Source organism: Erwinia sp. HDF1-3R (assembly GCF_039621855.1).
GTDB lineage: Bacteria > Pseudomonadota > Gammaproteobacteria > Enterobacterales > Enterobacteriaceae > Erwinia.
This window is the reverse complement of the sequence record NZ_CP155071.1, coordinates 3,488,382-3,504,063: the sequence shown is the minus strand read 5'-3', so window position 1 is coordinate 3,504,063 and position 15,682 is coordinate 3,488,382. Positions and strand designations below refer to the sequence as shown.

The window sequence follows — 15,682 nt, the reverse complement described above, 5'->3', positions numbered from 1 at the left end:
AAATGAGCAAATGCAGAAAAGCAAAAAGGCGCCTTTAGGGCACCTTTTGACATTGGTGGGTCGTGCAGGATTCGAACCTGCGACCAATTGATTAAAAGTCAACTGCTCTACCAACTGAGCTAACGACCCGAAGTGGTGGGTGATGACGGGCTCGAACCGCCGACCCCCTCCGTGTAAAGGAGATGCTCTACCAACTGAGCTAATCACCCACTTCGGTACTTCATAACAACCTGTTCAGAAATGGTGGGTGATGACGGGCTCGAACCGCCGACCCCCTCCGTGTAAAGGAGATGCTCTACCAACTGAGCTAATCACCCATTTCTGTACACGTCTGGTACTGCCTACACTGCGGAGCCACCGGTTTAGAGTGGTGGGTGATGACGGGCTCGAACCGCCGACCCCCTCCGTGTAAAGGAGATGCTCTACCAACTGAGCTAATCACCCCCGCTGTGTGGAGTCGCATTATAGGGATCGCGGGAAATGAGTCAACGGTTTTTGAAACGAAAATCACTGTTCGTCTTAAATTTAAACAAGATGTTGGGCTTTTATGCAAAAACGGCCGTCTGCCGGGGGGGGGGTACCGCTAACCCTGGCAGTAAGCGGGGGAATGGCGTTGAGGATTCGCTTGCAGATGGTAGAATGTTGCCCACTCTCTTTTGGTCTTTATCAGACCTCCTCCGGCAATGGCCGAATCTGATAGCGTAATAAGGCAGCTGTTAATGAAAATCAAAACCCGCTTCGCTCCCAGCCCCACGGGCTACCTGCACGTTGGCGGCGCGCGCACCGCGCTATACTCGTGGCTGTTTGCCCGTAATCAGGGCGGTGAGTTCGTGCTGCGTATTGAAGATACCGATCTGGAACGTTCTACCCAACAGGCCATTGATGCCATTATGGACGGAATGAACTGGCTGGGTCTGGACTGGGATGAAGGCCCGTACTATCAGACCAAACGTTTTGATCGCTACAACACGGTCATTGACCAGATGCTGGAAGCAGGCACGGCCTATAAGTGCTACTGCTCCAAAGAGCGCCTTGAGACGCTGCGTGAAACGCAGATGGCTAATAATGAGAAGCCGCGCTATGACGGTCGCTGTCGTGACAGCCATGAGCATCATGCTGCTGATGAACCCTGCGTGGTGCGTTTCCGTAACCCGCAGGAAGGTTCGGTTATTTTCGACGATCAGATCCGTGGGCCGATTGAATTCAGTAACCAGGAGCTGGACGACCTGATCATTCGTCGTACCGATGGTGCGCCGACCTACAACTTCTGCGTGGTGATCGACGACTGGGATATGGAAATTACCCACGTTATCCGCGGTGAGGATCACATCAATAATACGCCCCGTCAGATTAATATCCTGAAGGCAATCGGTGCTCAGGTACCGGTCTACGCACACGTATCCATGATCCTCGGCGACGACGGTAAAAAGCTCTCCAAGCGCCACGGTGCGGTTGGGGTGATGCAGTATCGCGACGACGGTTATCTGCCGGAAGCGTTGCTGAACTATCTTGTCCGTCTGGGCTGGTCGCATGGCGATCAGGAAATTTTCAGCATCGACGAGATGAAGCAGCTGTTTGGTCTGGACGCGGTCAGCAAATCAGCCAGCGCGTTTAACACTGAAAAGTTACAGTGGCTGAATCATCACTACATCAATTCGCTGGCACCGGAATACGTGGCGACGCACCTGCAATGGCATATCGAGCAGGAGAAGATTGATACGCGCACCGGTCCTGAACTGGCCCAGTTGGTGAAGCTGCTGGGTGAGCGCTGTAAGACGCTGAAAGAGATGGCTGCATCCTGCCGCTACTTCTATGAGGACTTTGACGCCTTTGATCCTGACGCTGCGAAGAAACATCTGCGACCAGTGGCACGTCAGCCGCTTGAGGTCGTGCGTGACAAGCTTAGCGAACTCACCGACTGGACGGCTGAAAGCGTACATCAGGCTATTCAGGCTACCGCTGACGACCTTGCCGTGGGCATGGGCAAAGTGGGCATGCCTTTACGCGTCGCGGTAACCGGCGCGGGCCAGTCTCCGGCGCTTGATGTTACGGTCCATGCTATCGGCAAGGCGCGCTGCGTCACCCGCATTAATCAGGCCCTCAGCTGGATTGAGGCGCGGGAAGCTCAGCAGTCAGTCTGATAAAATCGTGCAGCGAAAAGCCGTTCACCCGAGATCGGGTGAACGGCTTTTTTTTAGCCAGCGCCGAATGGACCCGTCATCCTTAGCGCTGAGACACGTCAGGGTAATGCAGCCCGGCAGGCAGCTTTTCATCTGGCAGTGAGGTAACTGAATGATTTGTGATGAAAGCAGGCGCTGCCGATTCCAGGGGCCACAATCGTATTAACCCATGTTAGCTCCCGGAACAACCGGACGAAAGGTCATCTCCCGCCCGGCGAACCGCTATTACTGATCGTTACCGCGAATACTCAGTCGATTCAATAATCCCTGTATGCCTTCGCGTAATAACAGTGAGTAAAGCTGATCCTGTTCTTCGGCATTCATCTGCTGGAGTGACGTCATTAGCAGGGCAGGAAGGGAGTTATGGGTTACGCGATAGGTAGCGGTGGGCTCTGCGGCGTGACGTGTAGATTTGAGGAAGTTTTTAACCCGCTCATCAATAAATATCATCCGTGCTTTACCGCCCTGAACGCCGGGTTTAGGCGCGGTTGTCCATTGCTCTTTCTTAACCCATTTGTTGATGGTCTGACGACTGAAACCCGTTTCCTGCGCCAGTTCTTCTGGCGTTAACCATTCCTTTTTCATTGTGCAATCCCTTTTGCGAGTTATGTAACACGATCATATTACAGCAAAATGTTCCCAGAACAACTAACAGGAAGCCTTAAAAGGGGCAGAAAATTTGGCAGGCAGATCGGGAGAACAATACCCCCCGGTCCTGAAGACAGGGGGGCATTGGTATTAGCGGGGGACTACGGCATTCAGCTGTGAGCGGTAAGCCATAAAATAGGCCAGGCCAACAAAGACGGCACCGCCGACGGTGTTACCCAGAAAAACAGCTGTAAAATTAGGCAGGTAGGCAGCCCAGCTTAATTGACCGGCGAAAATAGCGGCGGGGACGATAAACATATTGGCGACGACGTGCTGGAAGCCGATGGCAACGAAGGCCATGACCGGGAACCACATACCAAAAATTTTACCCACCACGTCTTTACTGGCAAAGGCCAGCCACGTCGCCAGGCACACCAGCCAGTTACAGCCAATACCTGAGATAAAAGCGTGGGTGAAATCGGCATTTACTTTGGCCGTGGCGATGGCAACGGTCTTTTTCAGGTAGTCACCTTCGGTCATGCCCAGGATATGGCCAAAGAACCAGGCGACGGCCAGGCTGCCGACAAAGTTCGCCAGGGTGACCCAGAACCAGTTACGCAGCAGGCTTAAGCCACTTATCTGGCGGGCAAACCAGGCGATGGGCAGGGTCATCATATTACCGGTCAGAAGCTCCCCTCCCGCCAGAATAGTCAGAATGATGCCGACCGGGAACACGGCGGCCCCTAACAGCCCGCTGAACGAACCCCAGTCAGCAGGAAGGGAGTTGATAACGTGAATATCCAGCAGAAATCCAACGGCAATAAATGCACCGGCCATAAAACCGAGGATAATCAGCGTGGCGACGGAATACTGGCTTTTGGCAACGCCTGACTGAATGGCGAACGCCGCAATTTCTTTAGGTGAATAGGAGGACATAGTAGCTCTAAGTTTCTGGTGTGATAATGAAAATGGCCAAAGGCATCGCGTCAGGAAAATGCGCCTGAACCTTGCTGTGTGCGGGCTGGCCGTCAAAAACGTCGCAGTTTTACACGCGGTCTTAACAAAAACAAGGCCGATTAGAGCTGTTTTTAACGCCTTGTTTACATGATTGCGGCGGACAAAAGAGGGGTGTAGTCATATTGCGGCTTAATTTGCTTCGACGCGGCATATTATGCATCCCGGCATGCAGGCCTGAGCGCGTTTATGCTGTCGGGTCTGAGGGCCAGGCTGCCAAAAAAAACGCATTGTGGCGGCTTTTTCAGCGATTGACCGCAGATCGGTAATTTGCCGTTGACACCGCAGACGCTGTTTCATATTATCCCCGCCGTCAAGACGACAAGGTTTTTCGGTACGGGGCTATAGCTCAGCTGGGAGAGCGCTTGCATGGCATGCAAGAGGTCAGCGGTTCGATCCCGCTTAGCTCCACCAAATCTTCACCAGCAGATTTGGACTGAAAAGCAGTTTCTTTGTTGTGGGGGTATAGCTCAGCTGGGAGAGCGCTTGCATGGCATGCAAGAGGTCAGCGGTTCGATCCCGCTTATCTCCACCAATCATCTCTTGATATCGAATTTCTCCGTTCCAAAAAAGCACATTTCTGCTCCAGCTATGATGGCCACCAGCTCTGTCGTGTGGGTTCGCCAGATTTTCAACGCTCAAATCAATCGTAATTCAACATTAAGTCCGCGAAATCACGCCGGGTCATACCGCTCACGTTGTTGTGTCTGATAAAATGGCGTTGTTTCTCATTGTACTTTCCCTGACCGATTTTTCTGGCAGCCCCTCCTTATCCTGTCTTTGTCGGTATTCCTCTAAACTTTGTCCGATTTTCACGGCTGTGCGTTTATTAACACGGCAGGCGAGGTGGGTAACCCCGCCGATCCGGTGCGTTTGATAAGTCAGTCACACAAGAAGAAATTACTCAATTATGCGCTTTTACTGTGTGAACGGGCAGAGTGCGCACAGCCGGAAGCCCTGGCCAGACAGCTGCTAATCCTGATAGATGGGGCCATTACCGTGGCAAAAGTGATGGGCGATCCCGAAGCCGCTGCGAGTGCCAAAACGATTGCCATAACGTTGCTGGAGAGGGCCTGTTCTGCGCCAGCCTGATGCCGCTTGATCAACTGATCTGATTGTATTTTATACCGAGGAGTTGCTATGTCCGATCGTCAGACCCCACGCCCACCGCTTCCCCCTTTTACGCGCGAATCAGCCATTGAGAAGGTTCGTCTGGCCGAGGATGGCTGGAACAGCCGCGATCCAGAAAAAGTCTCGCTGGCTTACTCCGTCGATACCCGGTGGCGAAATCGCGCCGAATTCGTCGAGAGCCGCGATGAGTGTAAAGCCTTTCTTGAACGGAAATGGCGTAAAGAGCTGGATTACCGCCTGATAAAAGAGCTGTGGGCCTTTGCCGATAACCGCATTGCCGTTCGCTATGCCTATGAGTGGCATGACGATTCAGGAAACTGGTTTCGTTCCTATGGCAATGAAAACTGGGAGTTTGACGAAGATGGCCTGATGACCCGGCGATTTGCCTGTATTAATGATATGCCGATCAACGCGTCAGACCGCAAATTCCACTGGCCTGCCGGGCGCCGCCCGGATGACCATCCCGGTCTGTCAGATCTGGGTCTTTAATCCAGGGGCATCGATACAAAGCTGACTGACCACGCCGGTGTCGGATGTTCAGGGCCCGATGGGCCCTTATCCCGCGACGCTGTCTGATAAACGCTCTACGCCCCGGCAACGTTTTCCGTCAATACGTGAAAGCCGTGGGTGCCATCGCGATCCAGCTGGGCAATGAGACCAAACTCCCAGTCGAGGTAAGCCTGCATCGCTTCGGGGGCGTTGTCGGTGCCCTCATAGGGGCGGCGATAGCGATCGTCGCGCGGCTGGAGTAGCCTTGTCTCTCCCTGCTCCACGGGCAGCCCTGCGGCTTTCCAGGCCGTGTTGCCGCCCTTCAGCACCACCACCGGCCTGCCGGTCAGCTCGGAGATCTGCTGAACCGCAAAGCGCGCCAGCATGCTGCTGCCGCAGGTCACCACATAGCGTTGCGCAGCCGGTATCGCCTCTTTCCCTTTCTGGGTCAGCAGCGCCCGCTGTAGCCAGGCGGCACCGGGTATATGGCCGTTAACGTAGTTAGCGCTGGTGGTGAAGTCCAGCAGCTGGGTGCCTCCCTGATCCAGCCACGTTGCCAGTACGGCAGGCTCAACCTCCTCCTGGTGGGGCAGGGCAGGGATTGTAGGTGACCAGGCCCCGGTGGCACTGAAATCAGCGGCGCTGAGCCCGTCCACTACCGCCACATCCCAGCCCATCTGCGCCAGCCAGGAAGCGCTCATATTGGCCCGCACGCCATCATCATCAACCAATATCACCTGCGCCCCTCTGACGCTGGCGTAGTGATCGGTTTCCTGAACCAGCTGGCCGCCCGGCACGTGACGCGCGCCCGGCAGATGCCCCGCAGCGTACTCCTCTGCGTCCCGCACGTCGAAAAGATAGCGCGTCCGTGTTTCCTGCTGCTGCCACTGGCTGAGCTGCGTGCCTGACACCCGCTTAACGCCGACGCTATCGGCGACTTTTCGCGCGGCCTTTGCAGCCTGAATTTTTGCATTCTCGCTCACCTTGCTAAAGCGGCGCGTTTGCCCATGATCCAGCTTCAATCCGGCCAGCGTCCAGCCGATAGTGCCATTACGCAGTGCATAAACAGGATTCTCAATCCCGGCATTAATCAGGGACTGCGTACCGATAATACTGCGGGTGCGTCCCGCACAGTTAACGACGATGGTTGTTTCCGCCGAGGGAGCCAGATCCCGTACGCGCAATACCAGCTCAGCACCCGGTACGCTGATGCCGCCGGGAATACTCATCGTCTGATACTCATCAAAGCGGCGGCTGTCCAGCACCACCACCGGGCTGCCGCTGTGCAGCAGGGCGTTCACCTCTTCCGCAGGCAGAGAGGGCGTGTGACGACGACTTTCGACCAGCTCGCCGAAGGCCTTGCTGGGGGAGTTGACGTCAATAAACAGCTCGCCGCCGCCCGCCTGCCAGCCTGCCAGGTTATTCTCCAGCAGCGCTACATCAGCGTAGCCAAGCGCGGATAAGCGCGCGGCCGCGACGGCCGCCAGTCCTTCACCGCCGTCGTAGATCGTCACCGGCGTTGCCAGCCGGGGCACGCGGTTGAGGATTTCAATCTCCAGCTTCGAAAGGGGGATATTAACCGCAAACAGCGGATGGCCGGTGGCGTAGTACGCCTCTTCGCGCACGTCGATGAGCGCCACCTCCTGGTGCTGAAGGAGGGCGGATCGAATCTCGGCTGCGCGACGAAAATGTAGTGGTGTGTCAGTCATGTGAAAGATCCCATATATTGGGTAAAAAAGCGTTGTTGTAGCCAGAAATAAAGGTTTTTTCACTGCCATCGGGCTGATAGACGGCCCGCTTTACGGCACCAATATTGCCGCCGTAAACGTGAATACTGATCGAAACGCGATCCTGCCCATTGCTGACGCGGTGGATATCCCCTGCTGCGGGCGAGACGGCCTCCACGCTGCCAGGTTCGAGGCGAACCGGCTCGCCGTCGGGCGTCAGGCCCTGAGCCTCCCGTCGATACCCCTGAGAAATTTCACTGCCGCGCAGCATGCCAATCAGCCCCCAGACGCGGTGATCGTGTATCGGCGTGCGCTGACCAGGCCCCCAGACGAAGCTCACGACCGAAAAACGCTGTTGCGCATCGGCGTGCAGCAGATATTGCTGATAACGTTCAGGATCCGGCTGGGCGAATTCCGGCCCAAGCCAGTCATCATGGCGGATAAGTTCACCGAGGAGCTGACGACCCTGGTGCAGAATGGTTTCCTCGCTGGGATGGCTATCCAGCAGCGAGGCCAGGCTTCCGACAAAGTCGCGCAGCCGGTGATGTTGAAGAGGCATTATTTGATCCCCTGTTCAGAGGCAACCTGATTGGCGCCCGCGGAAAGGTCGTAGTCAAACGCCTGATGAACGTCGATACGTTTTGGCAGCACATGATAGTTAAAGAAAAAATCAGCCGACTTTTGCAGGGTATCGGCCACCTGTGGAGTAAAGTTCAGCGGGCGGATTTGCGCGCTGGCAATCCAGCGGGCGGCGATCGCGGGTGGAAAGCCCAGTGATGTTGAGAGGGCGTTGGCAAACGCCTGCGGATGCTGCGCGGCCCAGACCTGTGCTCTGGCAAGGCGGGTCATTAAATCGGCAATGGCTTCCCGCTTAGCCGGATCCTTTAGCGCCTCCTCCCGCGCCAGCGCATAGGAGTAGCCGGATAGGATCCCTTTGCCGCCGCCCTCCGGCACCCTCACATCTTTATCCACTTCCTCCGCAGAGGAAACGTAGGGTTCCCAGGTGGCCCAGGCATCCACGGCATGGCTGGCAAGCGCCGCCCGGCCATCGACCGGGCCAAGAAAACGCAGCGTCACGTCCGAGAGTTTCAGGCCCGCGCGCTCCAGCAGGCCCAGCAGCAGATAATGGCCCCAGCCACCGCGGTTTACGGCGATCTGTTTACCTTTGAGATCCTTCAGGCTGTGAATACCGCTATCAGGTCGCGTAAGCAGCGCAATACTGTCCGGATTGTTTTGCCAGGCGCCCACCGCCTTCACCGGCGCGCCTGCCGCGAACACGAAAAGGAACGGCAGATCGCCGGTGAAGCCAATGTCCAGCGCACCGGCGTTTAACGCTTCCTGCACCGGCGCGCCGGAGTCAAACGAGGTCAGTTTCAGGTCGTAGGGCAGATCCTTTAGCTGGCCCGATTCGCGCAGCGAGATGAACCGGTCGCCCTTAACGTCCCCCAGCTTAAGGGTAACCTTCTCCGCCGCGCTGGCACTCAGAGAGAGGGCAGCGGCCAGCCCGAAAACAAGCAGTGAAAATCGCATCAGGCACTCCTTGCTACGCGACGTGCCGCCACTTTTTCCCGCGTAAGCGGGATTAGCTCTTTACCATACTCCCGTGCATCGTTGAGGGGATCAAAGCCGCGGATCAGTACGCTTTTAATGCCCAGGTTGTAATAGTCCAGCAGGGCATCAGACACCTGGTCCGGCGTGCCGACCAGGGCGGTGGAGTTGTAGCCGCCGCTCACCAGTTTGGCAATGCCGGTCCACAGAACCTTGTCCAGCCGCGCCCCTTCATTCGCCGCTGCCAGCAGCCGCTGCGCACCCACGCTTTGCGGTTTCGGCAGGCCAAAATCGTGACCGGACGCGGTCAGCTTGTTGCGCGCCGTCTCCAGAATATGTTCCGCCTTCTCCCAGGCTTCCTTCTCCGTTGGGGCAATAATGGGACGGAAAGAGATATTGAAGCCGATTTCACGGCCCTGCTTAGCGGCGGCGGCGCGCACGGTGCGCACCGTTTCCGCCGCGCCCGCCAGCGGCTCGCCCCAGAGAGCGAACACATCGGCATGACGCGCGGCAACCGCAATTGCCTCGGGCGATGAGCCGCCGAAATAGACGGGAAGGTGCGCCTGCACCGGCTTGATGGCGGAAAACGCCTGTTCAGTCTGGAAATACTCTCCCTGATGATCCCAGGGATGATCGGCTTCCAGGCCCTGTCGCAGTACGCTGAGAAAGTCATCGGTGCGCGCGTAGCGCTGCGTCTTGTTGAGAAAGTCGCCGTCGCGACGCTGCTCCGCGTCGCTGCCCCCGCTGATGATATGCACGGCCAGTCGGCCATCGGTTAGCTGGTCCAGCGTGGCCAGCTTGCGGGCGGCCAGCGTCGGGGAGACGAAGCCGGGCCGATGCGCCAGTAAAAATTTGATGCGCGACGTATTCGCCGCCGCATGTGCGGTGACCAGAAAGCCATCAGGCTGATCTGACCAGTAACCGACCAGCACGCGGTCAAAGCCTGCCTGCTCATGGGCCTGGGCGAAGTCTGCAATATACTGCTTATTAAAAAGCGGGCCGCGGGGAGCGATGATTTCTGACGCCAGCCTATGGCCGATCATACCAAGGAACTGAATGCCCATGATGTTTTCTCCTGGAGGAAGGCCGGCAAATTACCGACAGAGAGAAAACCCTAAGCTGAATTCTAATATGTGTGAAATTCATAATTGTACGTAGCTAATATAAAAACTAACTAATGTCGGTCCCCGCCCGGGTGATACCCCTTCGCCAGTTCAGTAGCAAATACCGCCACCGCCGCCTGTTGATTTGCGGGAAGGGAAGGGTGCACGAGCCAGAGTTGGCTAATGGGAGCAAAGTCAGCCAGCGGTACGCTGCGCACCCGATGCTGAGGGGAACCGTGCTTCACCAGTATCTCCGGCATAATACCCAGCCCGCGTCCTGCGGCAATCAGCGCCAGCTGCATCGCCACGCCCTGAACTTCGACATTCAGCGTCAGGGGAAGACCGCGATCGGCCAGCGCTCGCGCAAGAGTTGCGCGAAAGCCGCAGCCGTCAGGGTTGAGGATCCACCCCGTCTTATAGCAGGCCGCCAGCGTGGCAGGCAGTGGCTCGCCGTCGTCAGCGGTGACGATTGCCAGCGGCACGGTTCCCAGCGCCGTCGCGTTGAGGGCGTCATTGAAAATTTTATCGGCGGGGGCCAGCAGCAGCGCCGCATCCAGCGCGGCCTGATCGAGGGAGCCCAGCAGCCGATCGCCCCAGCCGCTGTTTAGCCGCAGCTGGAGGTGGGGATAGCGAGACTGCATCAGCGCCAGCGCGGGCAGCAGCGTGGTATCGGAAAGAGTGTGAGGCAGGCCGAAGCGCAGCACGCCGCTGGGTGGCGCGTCTGTCGCCACCAGCTGATTGAGTTCATTCACCTGCCCGGCAATACGCTGACACTGCTGATAAACCTGCCAGCCCAGCGACGTGGGTTTCAGGGGCTTGGTCTGTCTGTCGAGCAGTTGAACGCCAAGCGACTCTTCAAAATTTTGCACGCGGCGGGTCACCGCGGGCTGCGTCAGACCCAGTTTTTCAGCCGTCTGCTGGGTCGACTGTAGCTGAACAAGGGTGACAAAGGCTTGCAGATCGTCGAGTTTCATTTTCCATTTTCCACCGGCAAAGAGGCTCAGCATAAGCAGCGCGCCCGCAAACAGATATGTCAATTTTGCATATTGAATGCGCGTAAAATGCATTTAGAGAATAAAAAAGCCGGTGGTAGTCTCAGTTTTTTACTCATATTGAGACACCAGATGAAAGCATTCACCCTGAGTACCCTCGGCCTGATCGCGGCGTTACTGTCAACGCCAACGCTGGCGGCCAATACGCTGGCCGTCGGCGATCAGCGCGGCAACGCCCGCGCCATCCTCGAGGCCGCCGGAGAGCTAAAAAATACCCCCTATACGCTGGAATGGCATGAATTTGCTAATGCGGCACCGCTGCTGGAGGCGATGCGTGCCGGCTCTATTGATGCGGGTTCGGTCGGCGATGCGCCGCTAACCTTTGCCGTGGCCGCCGGACTGGATGCGAAGGGGATCCTGGCCACGCGCTATGCCGGTAATGCGCTGATTGTCAAAAACGGCAGTGCGATCCATCGGGTGGAGGATCTGCGCGGAAAGCGCATTGCGACGGTGAAAGGGTCATCCGGCCATAACCTGGCTCTACAGGCACTGAAGCGCGCGGGTGTCGATCCGGCCAGCGTCTCATTTGTCTTTACCACGCCAGCCGAAGCGACGCTGGTGCTGGATCAGGGTGGAGTGGATGCGGTGTCGACCTGGGAACCCTACGTCTCTTTCGCCACGTCCCAGTCCGGCGCGCAGATTATTGCCGACGGCCGTGACTACCCGGCGATCAACTACCTGATAGCCAGCAACAGCGCCATCGCCAGCAAACGGGCCGAGCTGGTTGATTTCAGCCAGCGCCTGACGCGCGCCCGCGCGTGGGGTGAGCAGCATCCCGAGGCGTATGCGGCGTCAATCAGTAAGCTGCTGCGTATTCCGCAGGCGGTGGCGCTGCTCAAGGTGAAGCGGGAGGTGAATAGCATTGATGACAACAGTCAGGAGGTGCTTAAAGTGCAGCAGAATACCGCTGACCTGTACGTGACAAATGGCCTGATCCCCAAACCGCTCAGCGCCGCAGCCTTCGTCGATCTCAGCCTGTCGCAGAGGAAGTAATATGCATCTTGCACTCTATCTTAGCGATACCGGGCTGCATGCAGGCGGCTGGCGCCATCCCGAGGCGCAAAACCCGGATCCGATGCAGCTCAGCACCTGGCTGACGCTGGTTAAAAAAGCCGAGGAGGCGAAGTTTGATTTCGCTTTCGTGGCCGATAAGCTGTCGATCGATGATATCTACGGCGGCGATATCGCCACCACCGTGCAGTATCGTCCCGGCTATGCCCGCCCGGAACCGATGGCGCTGCTTACCGCGCTTGGCCTGTTTACCGATCGCATCGGGCTGGGCGGCACGCTCTCCACCACCTACGGCGAACCCTTTCACGCCGCCCGCACGCTGGCGACCCTCGATCACTTTAGCGCCGGGCGCATGGCGTGGAATGCCGTTACCTCCACTAACGACGGTGAGGCGCGTAACTTCAGCCGCTCGCAGCATATGGGGCACAACGCGCGCTATCAGCGTGCCGGGGAGTTTATTGATGCAGTACACCGGCTGCTGGCGAGCTGGCAGCCCGATGCGCGCGTGGCTGATAAAGCCTCAGGGGTCTGGGTCGATCCGCAAAAGGTCAGCTACACCCATTTCCACGGCGAGCATTTCCAGATCCAGGGGCCGCTGACGGTGGCAGCCTCTCCCCAGGGAAGGCCGGTGCAGATTCTGGCCGGGGTCTCACAGGATTTCCGCGATGTGGCCACCCGCGTGGGCGAAGTTATTTTTACCGTGCAGCCGGAGCGGGCGCGGGCGCAGCAGTTTTACCAGCAGTTTAAAGCAGAGATGCTCGCGCAGGGCCGCCAGCCGGAAGCCTGTAAAATCCTGCCCGGCGTGATGCCGATAGTGGGCGCAACGCGCCGGGAGGCAGAGGAAAAGCGGCGGCTGCTGGACGAGCTGGTCAACCCGCTGGCCGGGCTAAGCTTTATGTCCGCCAGCATGAATTACGATTTGTCACAGCACGATCCCGATGCGCTTTTCCCGGATATTTTCCCGCATATCAGCGGCAGTAAAGGGCGCTTTGAGTATGTTATCGCTCAGGCGCGCAGGGAGGGGAAAACCCTGGCGCAGGTCGCCAAAACTTATGCGGCGAGCGCGTCGTTCCCGGTGATGGTCGGCACCGCGGCAGAGATAGCCACTGAAATGACGCTCTGGGTGGACAGCGGAGCCTGCGACGGTTTTGTACTGATGCCCGCCGATATGCCCGCATCGCTCAATGATTTTGCGGACTACGTTGTGCCGGAGCTGCAACAGCGGGGGGCTTTTCGTCAGGATTACCCGGGGAAGACGCTGCGCGACCATCTCAACCTGCCGCTGCAATAAAAAAGGCGACCCGACAGGGGTCGCCTTGATAACCGACTGGGCAGGGGACAATTTAGCCCAGCACCAGCCCGGCAATAGAGGCGGACAGTATGCTCACCAGCGTTGAGCCGTACAGCAGCTTCAGACCAAAGCGGGAAACCACATTACCCTGCTGCTCGTTCAGGCCCTTAATCGCACCGGCCACGATGCCGATAGACGAGAAGTTGGCGAACGACACAAGGAACACGGAAAGGATGCCCACGCCGCGCGGCGACAGGGTACCGGCCACTTTTTGCAGGTCCATCATGGCCACAAATTCGTTTGAAACCAGCTTGGTGGCCATAATGCTGCCAACCTGCAGGGCTTCTCCCGCAGGCACGCCCATCACCCAGGCAAACGGATAGAACACATAGCCCAGCACGCCCTGGAAGCTGATGCCAAAAATGGTGTCAAACAGTGCGTTAATGGCGGAGATCAGCGCAATAAAGCCAATCAGCATCGCCGCCACTATCACGGCCACCTTGAAACCGGCCAGGATGTATTCGCCCAGCATTTCAAAGAAGCTTTGCCCTTTATGCAGATCGTTCAGCTTAAGGTCTTCTTCACTCTCGACGCGATAGGGATTAATCAGCGAGAGTACGATAAAGGTGCTGAACATATTCAGGATCAGCGCCGCCACCACGTACTTCGGCTGGAGCATCGTCATATAGGCACCGACGATAGACATTGATACGGTCGACATCGCGGTAGCCGCCATGGTGTACATGCGGCGCTGCGACATTTTTCCAAGGATATCTTTGTAGGCGATAAAGTTTTCTGACTGTCCCAAAATCAGCGAGCTTACCGCGTTGAAAGACTCCAGCTTACCCATGCCGTTTACTTTCGACAGTACGGTGCCAATCGCGCGGATGACAACCGGTAGAATGCGGAAATGCTGCAAAATGCCGATCAGCGCGGAGATAAAGACGATCGGGCAGAGCACGTTCAGCCAGAAGAAGGCCAGCCCTTTATCGCTCATGTTGCCAAAGACAAAACCGGTTCCCTGTGCAGCATAGGAGAGCAGCTTGTCGAAAAACCCGGCAAAGCCCTGCACGAACCCGAGGCCGACTTCTGAGTTGAGGAAGAACCACGCCAGCAGCACCTCAATAACCAGAAGCTGGATAACAAAACGTATACGAATGTTCTTGCGATCGCTACTCACCAGCAGGGCCAGCAGCGTGACGACACCCAGTGCTAAAGCAAAATGCAGAATGCGGGACATGTATGCTCCAAATTTGAAGGCTGTTATATTTCGCTGCACATTCTATGTAACGGGACATGGAAAAACGAGAGCTAATCCACAATATAACAATTACCTATCGCCTCTCTGTTGAGAACTCTCTTCGCGATCACATCCTGACGCTGTTGAGGGTCTGAAGCATAACGGCAGGGAAAGGTAGGTAAAGGGTTTTTCGGGCAGGGTTGGTGGGTTAGGAGAACGCGGGGCTGATTTGCTCTTTCCGTACATCCCTCAGGGTTAGGGAGCAGGCTGAACGTAATGTCCCTGTCCTGTCAGTGTACGCTGATGGGACAGGGACAACGATCAGTGGCGGATCTGCGCCAGATCGTCTGCGTTCAGACCCGTCATTTTCATAACGGTGTCGCGGTCAAGGCCGTTCTGCAGCATGGTACGGGCAACTTCGAGTTTGGCTTCATTGCGACCTACCTGTCTGCCCAGCTGGATACCTTTCTCGATACCTTTCTCGATACCTTTCTCGATACCCTTCTGTTCAAGCTGTTGCGCGATGGTCATCAGTTCGTCCTCATGTTGCGGCACCCGCTGTGCCAGTTCACGTACAAAGGCCTCTGCGTCTGAAGTTTCGCCTGCCTGTACGAGATAGTTTATCAGTGAAATCAGCTGCTGTCCTGTCATGTGTTCTGCCAGCAGCAGGCTGACCAGATTGTCCAGCAGGTCAGCCAGATCGCGCCGGTGAATATGTTTCTGCAGCAGCGTCAACGCGGCCATACTGCGGTGGCCCATGATCTCTTCATCAGGTATGACTGTCACATCGACCACTGGAAAGTCAGCGCTATAGAGCTTTTCGGCCAGCTCAGGATCGTTAAATTCGTCCAGCCAGCGGGTAGAATAAGGGTAGGGGCTGCGCCTGCCCGTGTAGAACAGCACCGGGATCACCAGCGGCAGCTTTTTATGCCCGGCGTCCAGATGGCGTTGCATAGCCGCAATTGAGTAACGAAGAAGCCGGAACGCCATATGTCTGTCAGGTGTGGACTGGTGCTCGATGAGTACGTGGATATAACTCTCATCACCGGCTGTGGTTCTCAGGCTGTAGAGTACGTCGCTAAAGTAAGGGCGTAAGCTTTCCTCCACAAAGCTGCCTGACTCCAGCTTGAGGGTACTGAAGTCACAGACAGCCTGCAGTTCTGTGGGCAGATGCAGCTGCATGAAATCCCGTGCGGTATCGGAATGCGTAAGAAACTGTTTAAACACCAGGTCATGTGGGGTCGGGGTACCCTTTGCACTACTTTTAGCTTTCCTGTTAGCCATGCGCTTCTCCATTGCTTCTTTTGT

At 56.8% G+C, this 15,682-nt stretch carries 14 protein-coding genes and 6 tRNA genes; 7 read left to right on the top strand and 13 right to left on the bottom strand.

All coding sequences use genetic code 11. From position 1 onward, the window contains the following. Nucleotides 1-53: 53 nt before the first annotated feature. The 4 genes from AAGR22_RS15925 to AAGR22_RS15910 form a co-directional block, all read right to left on the bottom strand. Nucleotides 54-129 (bottom strand) — tRNA-Lys (locus AAGR22_RS15925). 4 nt (nt 130-133) lie between these two features. After that, nucleotides 134-209 (bottom strand) — tRNA-Val (locus tag AAGR22_RS15920). Nucleotides 210-241: 32 nt separating this feature from the next. Further along, nucleotides 242-317, bottom strand: a tRNA-Val gene (locus AAGR22_RS15915). A 51-nt stretch (nt 318-368) separates the two neighbouring features. Further along, nucleotides 369-444 (bottom strand) — tRNA-Val (locus tag AAGR22_RS15910). Between the two features lie 275 nt (nt 445-719). Here AAGR22_RS15910 and gltX point away from each other — a divergent pair. Continuing rightward, the gene (gltX, locus tag AAGR22_RS15905; protein ID WP_345828472.1) at nt 720-2,141 is read left to right on the top strand and encodes a glutamate--tRNA ligase; all 1,422 of its coding nucleotides are present in this window, start codon (nt 720-722) and stop codon (nt 2,139-2,141) included. 264 nt (nt 2,142-2,405) lie between these two features. Here gltX and AAGR22_RS15900 read toward each other — a convergent pair whose 3' ends face one another. Further along, nucleotides 2,406-2,765: a YfeC-like transcriptional regulator gene (locus AAGR22_RS15900; protein ID WP_067705859.1), complete on the bottom strand. Its 360-nt coding sequence runs from the start codon at nt 2,763-2,765 to the stop codon at nt 2,406-2,408. A gap of 153 nt (nt 2,766-2,918) precedes the next feature. Continuing rightward, nucleotides 2,919-3,704, bottom strand: coding sequence for a formate/nitrite transporter family protein (locus tag AAGR22_RS15895; RefSeq protein WP_067705857.1), 786 nt, complete (start codon nt 3,702-3,704; stop codon nt 2,919-2,921). Between the two features lie 416 nt (nt 3,705-4,120). Between AAGR22_RS15895 and AAGR22_RS15890 the strand changes: the two genes are divergently transcribed. The 4 genes from AAGR22_RS15890 to AAGR22_RS15875 all read left to right on the top strand — a co-directional run bounded on the left by AAGR22_RS15890 (nt 4,121) and on the right by AAGR22_RS15875 (nt 5,402). Next, nucleotides 4,121-4,196 (top strand) — tRNA-Ala (locus tag AAGR22_RS15890). 45 nt (nt 4,197-4,241) lie between these two features. Beyond that, nucleotides 4,242-4,317 (top strand) — tRNA-Ala (locus tag AAGR22_RS15885). 266 nt (nt 4,318-4,583) lie between these two features. Continuing rightward, nucleotides 4,584-4,874, top strand: coding sequence for a hypothetical protein (locus tag AAGR22_RS15880; RefSeq protein WP_345828471.1), 291 nt, complete (start codon nt 4,584-4,586; stop codon nt 4,872-4,874). Nucleotides 4,875-4,922: 48 nt separating this feature from the next. Next, nucleotides 4,923-5,402 carry a nuclear transport factor 2 family protein gene (locus AAGR22_RS15875; protein WP_067705854.1) on the top strand — a complete coding sequence of 160 codons (480 nt, stop codon included), beginning with the start codon at nt 4,923-4,925 and terminating at the stop codon, nt 5,400-5,402. A 95-nt stretch (nt 5,403-5,497) separates the two neighbouring features. Here the strand turns inward: AAGR22_RS15875 and AAGR22_RS15870 are convergent, their stop codons facing one another. From AAGR22_RS15870 to AAGR22_RS15850, 5 genes are all read right to left on the bottom strand, one after another. Continuing rightward, the gene (locus AAGR22_RS15870) at nt 5,498-7,111 is read right to left on the bottom strand and encodes a rhodanese homology domain-containing protein (protein WP_345828470.1); all 1,614 of its coding nucleotides are present in this window, start codon (nt 7,109-7,111) and stop codon (nt 5,498-5,500) included. Next, nucleotides 7,104-7,691: a cysteine dioxygenase gene (locus AAGR22_RS15865; protein WP_345831615.1), complete on the bottom strand. Its 588-nt coding sequence runs from the start codon at nt 7,689-7,691 to the stop codon at nt 7,104-7,106. Before AAGR22_RS15865 ends, AAGR22_RS15870 begins: the two co-directional genes overlap by 8 nt. Further along, a complete protein-coding gene (locus AAGR22_RS15860; RefSeq protein ID WP_345828468.1) occupies nt 7,688-8,659 on the bottom strand; it encodes an ABC transporter substrate-binding protein in 972 nt (323 codons plus the stop codon). Before AAGR22_RS15860 ends, AAGR22_RS15865 begins: the two co-directional genes overlap by 4 nt. Next, nucleotides 8,659-9,741 (bottom strand): LLM class flavin-dependent oxidoreductase, encoded by a 1,083-nt coding sequence (locus AAGR22_RS15855; RefSeq protein WP_345828466.1) that lies wholly within the window; start codon nt 9,739-9,741, stop codon nt 8,659-8,661. The genes AAGR22_RS15860 and AAGR22_RS15855 overlap by 1 nt, the downstream gene beginning before the upstream one ends. 110 nt (nt 9,742-9,851) lie before the next feature. Next, nucleotides 9,852-10,817: a LysR family transcriptional regulator gene (locus tag AAGR22_RS15850; RefSeq protein ID WP_345828465.1), complete on the bottom strand. Its 966-nt coding sequence runs from the start codon at nt 10,815-10,817 to the stop codon at nt 9,852-9,854. An 87-nt stretch (nt 10,818-10,904) separates the two neighbouring features. Between AAGR22_RS15850 and AAGR22_RS15845 the strand changes: the two genes are divergently transcribed. Both AAGR22_RS15845 and AAGR22_RS15840 read left to right on the top strand, forming a co-directional pair. Next, entirely contained in the window at nt 10,905-11,825 is a 921-nt protein-coding gene (locus tag AAGR22_RS15845; RefSeq protein ID WP_345828463.1) for an aliphatic sulfonate ABC transporter substrate-binding protein, read from the top strand. A gap of 1 nt (nt 11,826) precedes the next feature. Further along, nucleotides 11,827-13,134 carry an NtaA/DmoA family FMN-dependent monooxygenase gene (locus AAGR22_RS15840; protein ID WP_345828461.1) on the top strand — a complete coding sequence of 436 codons (1,308 nt, stop codon included), beginning with the start codon at nt 11,827-11,829 and terminating at the stop codon, nt 13,132-13,134. 52 nt (nt 13,135-13,186) lie between these two features. On the opposite strand, the gene AAGR22_RS15835 is transcribed toward AAGR22_RS15840, so the two are convergent. Further along, nucleotides 13,187-14,374 carry a NupC/NupG family nucleoside CNT transporter gene (locus AAGR22_RS15835; protein ID WP_067705846.1) on the bottom strand — a complete coding sequence of 396 codons (1,188 nt, stop codon included), beginning with the start codon at nt 14,372-14,374 and terminating at the stop codon, nt 13,187-13,189. 321 nt (nt 14,375-14,695) lie between these two features. Then, complete coding sequence (locus AAGR22_RS15830; RefSeq protein ID WP_345828458.1) at nt 14,696-15,658, bottom strand: Rpn family recombination-promoting nuclease/putative transposase; 963 nt, start codon at nt 15,656-15,658, stop codon at nt 14,696-14,698. Nucleotides 15,659-15,682 lie beyond the last annotated feature (24 nt).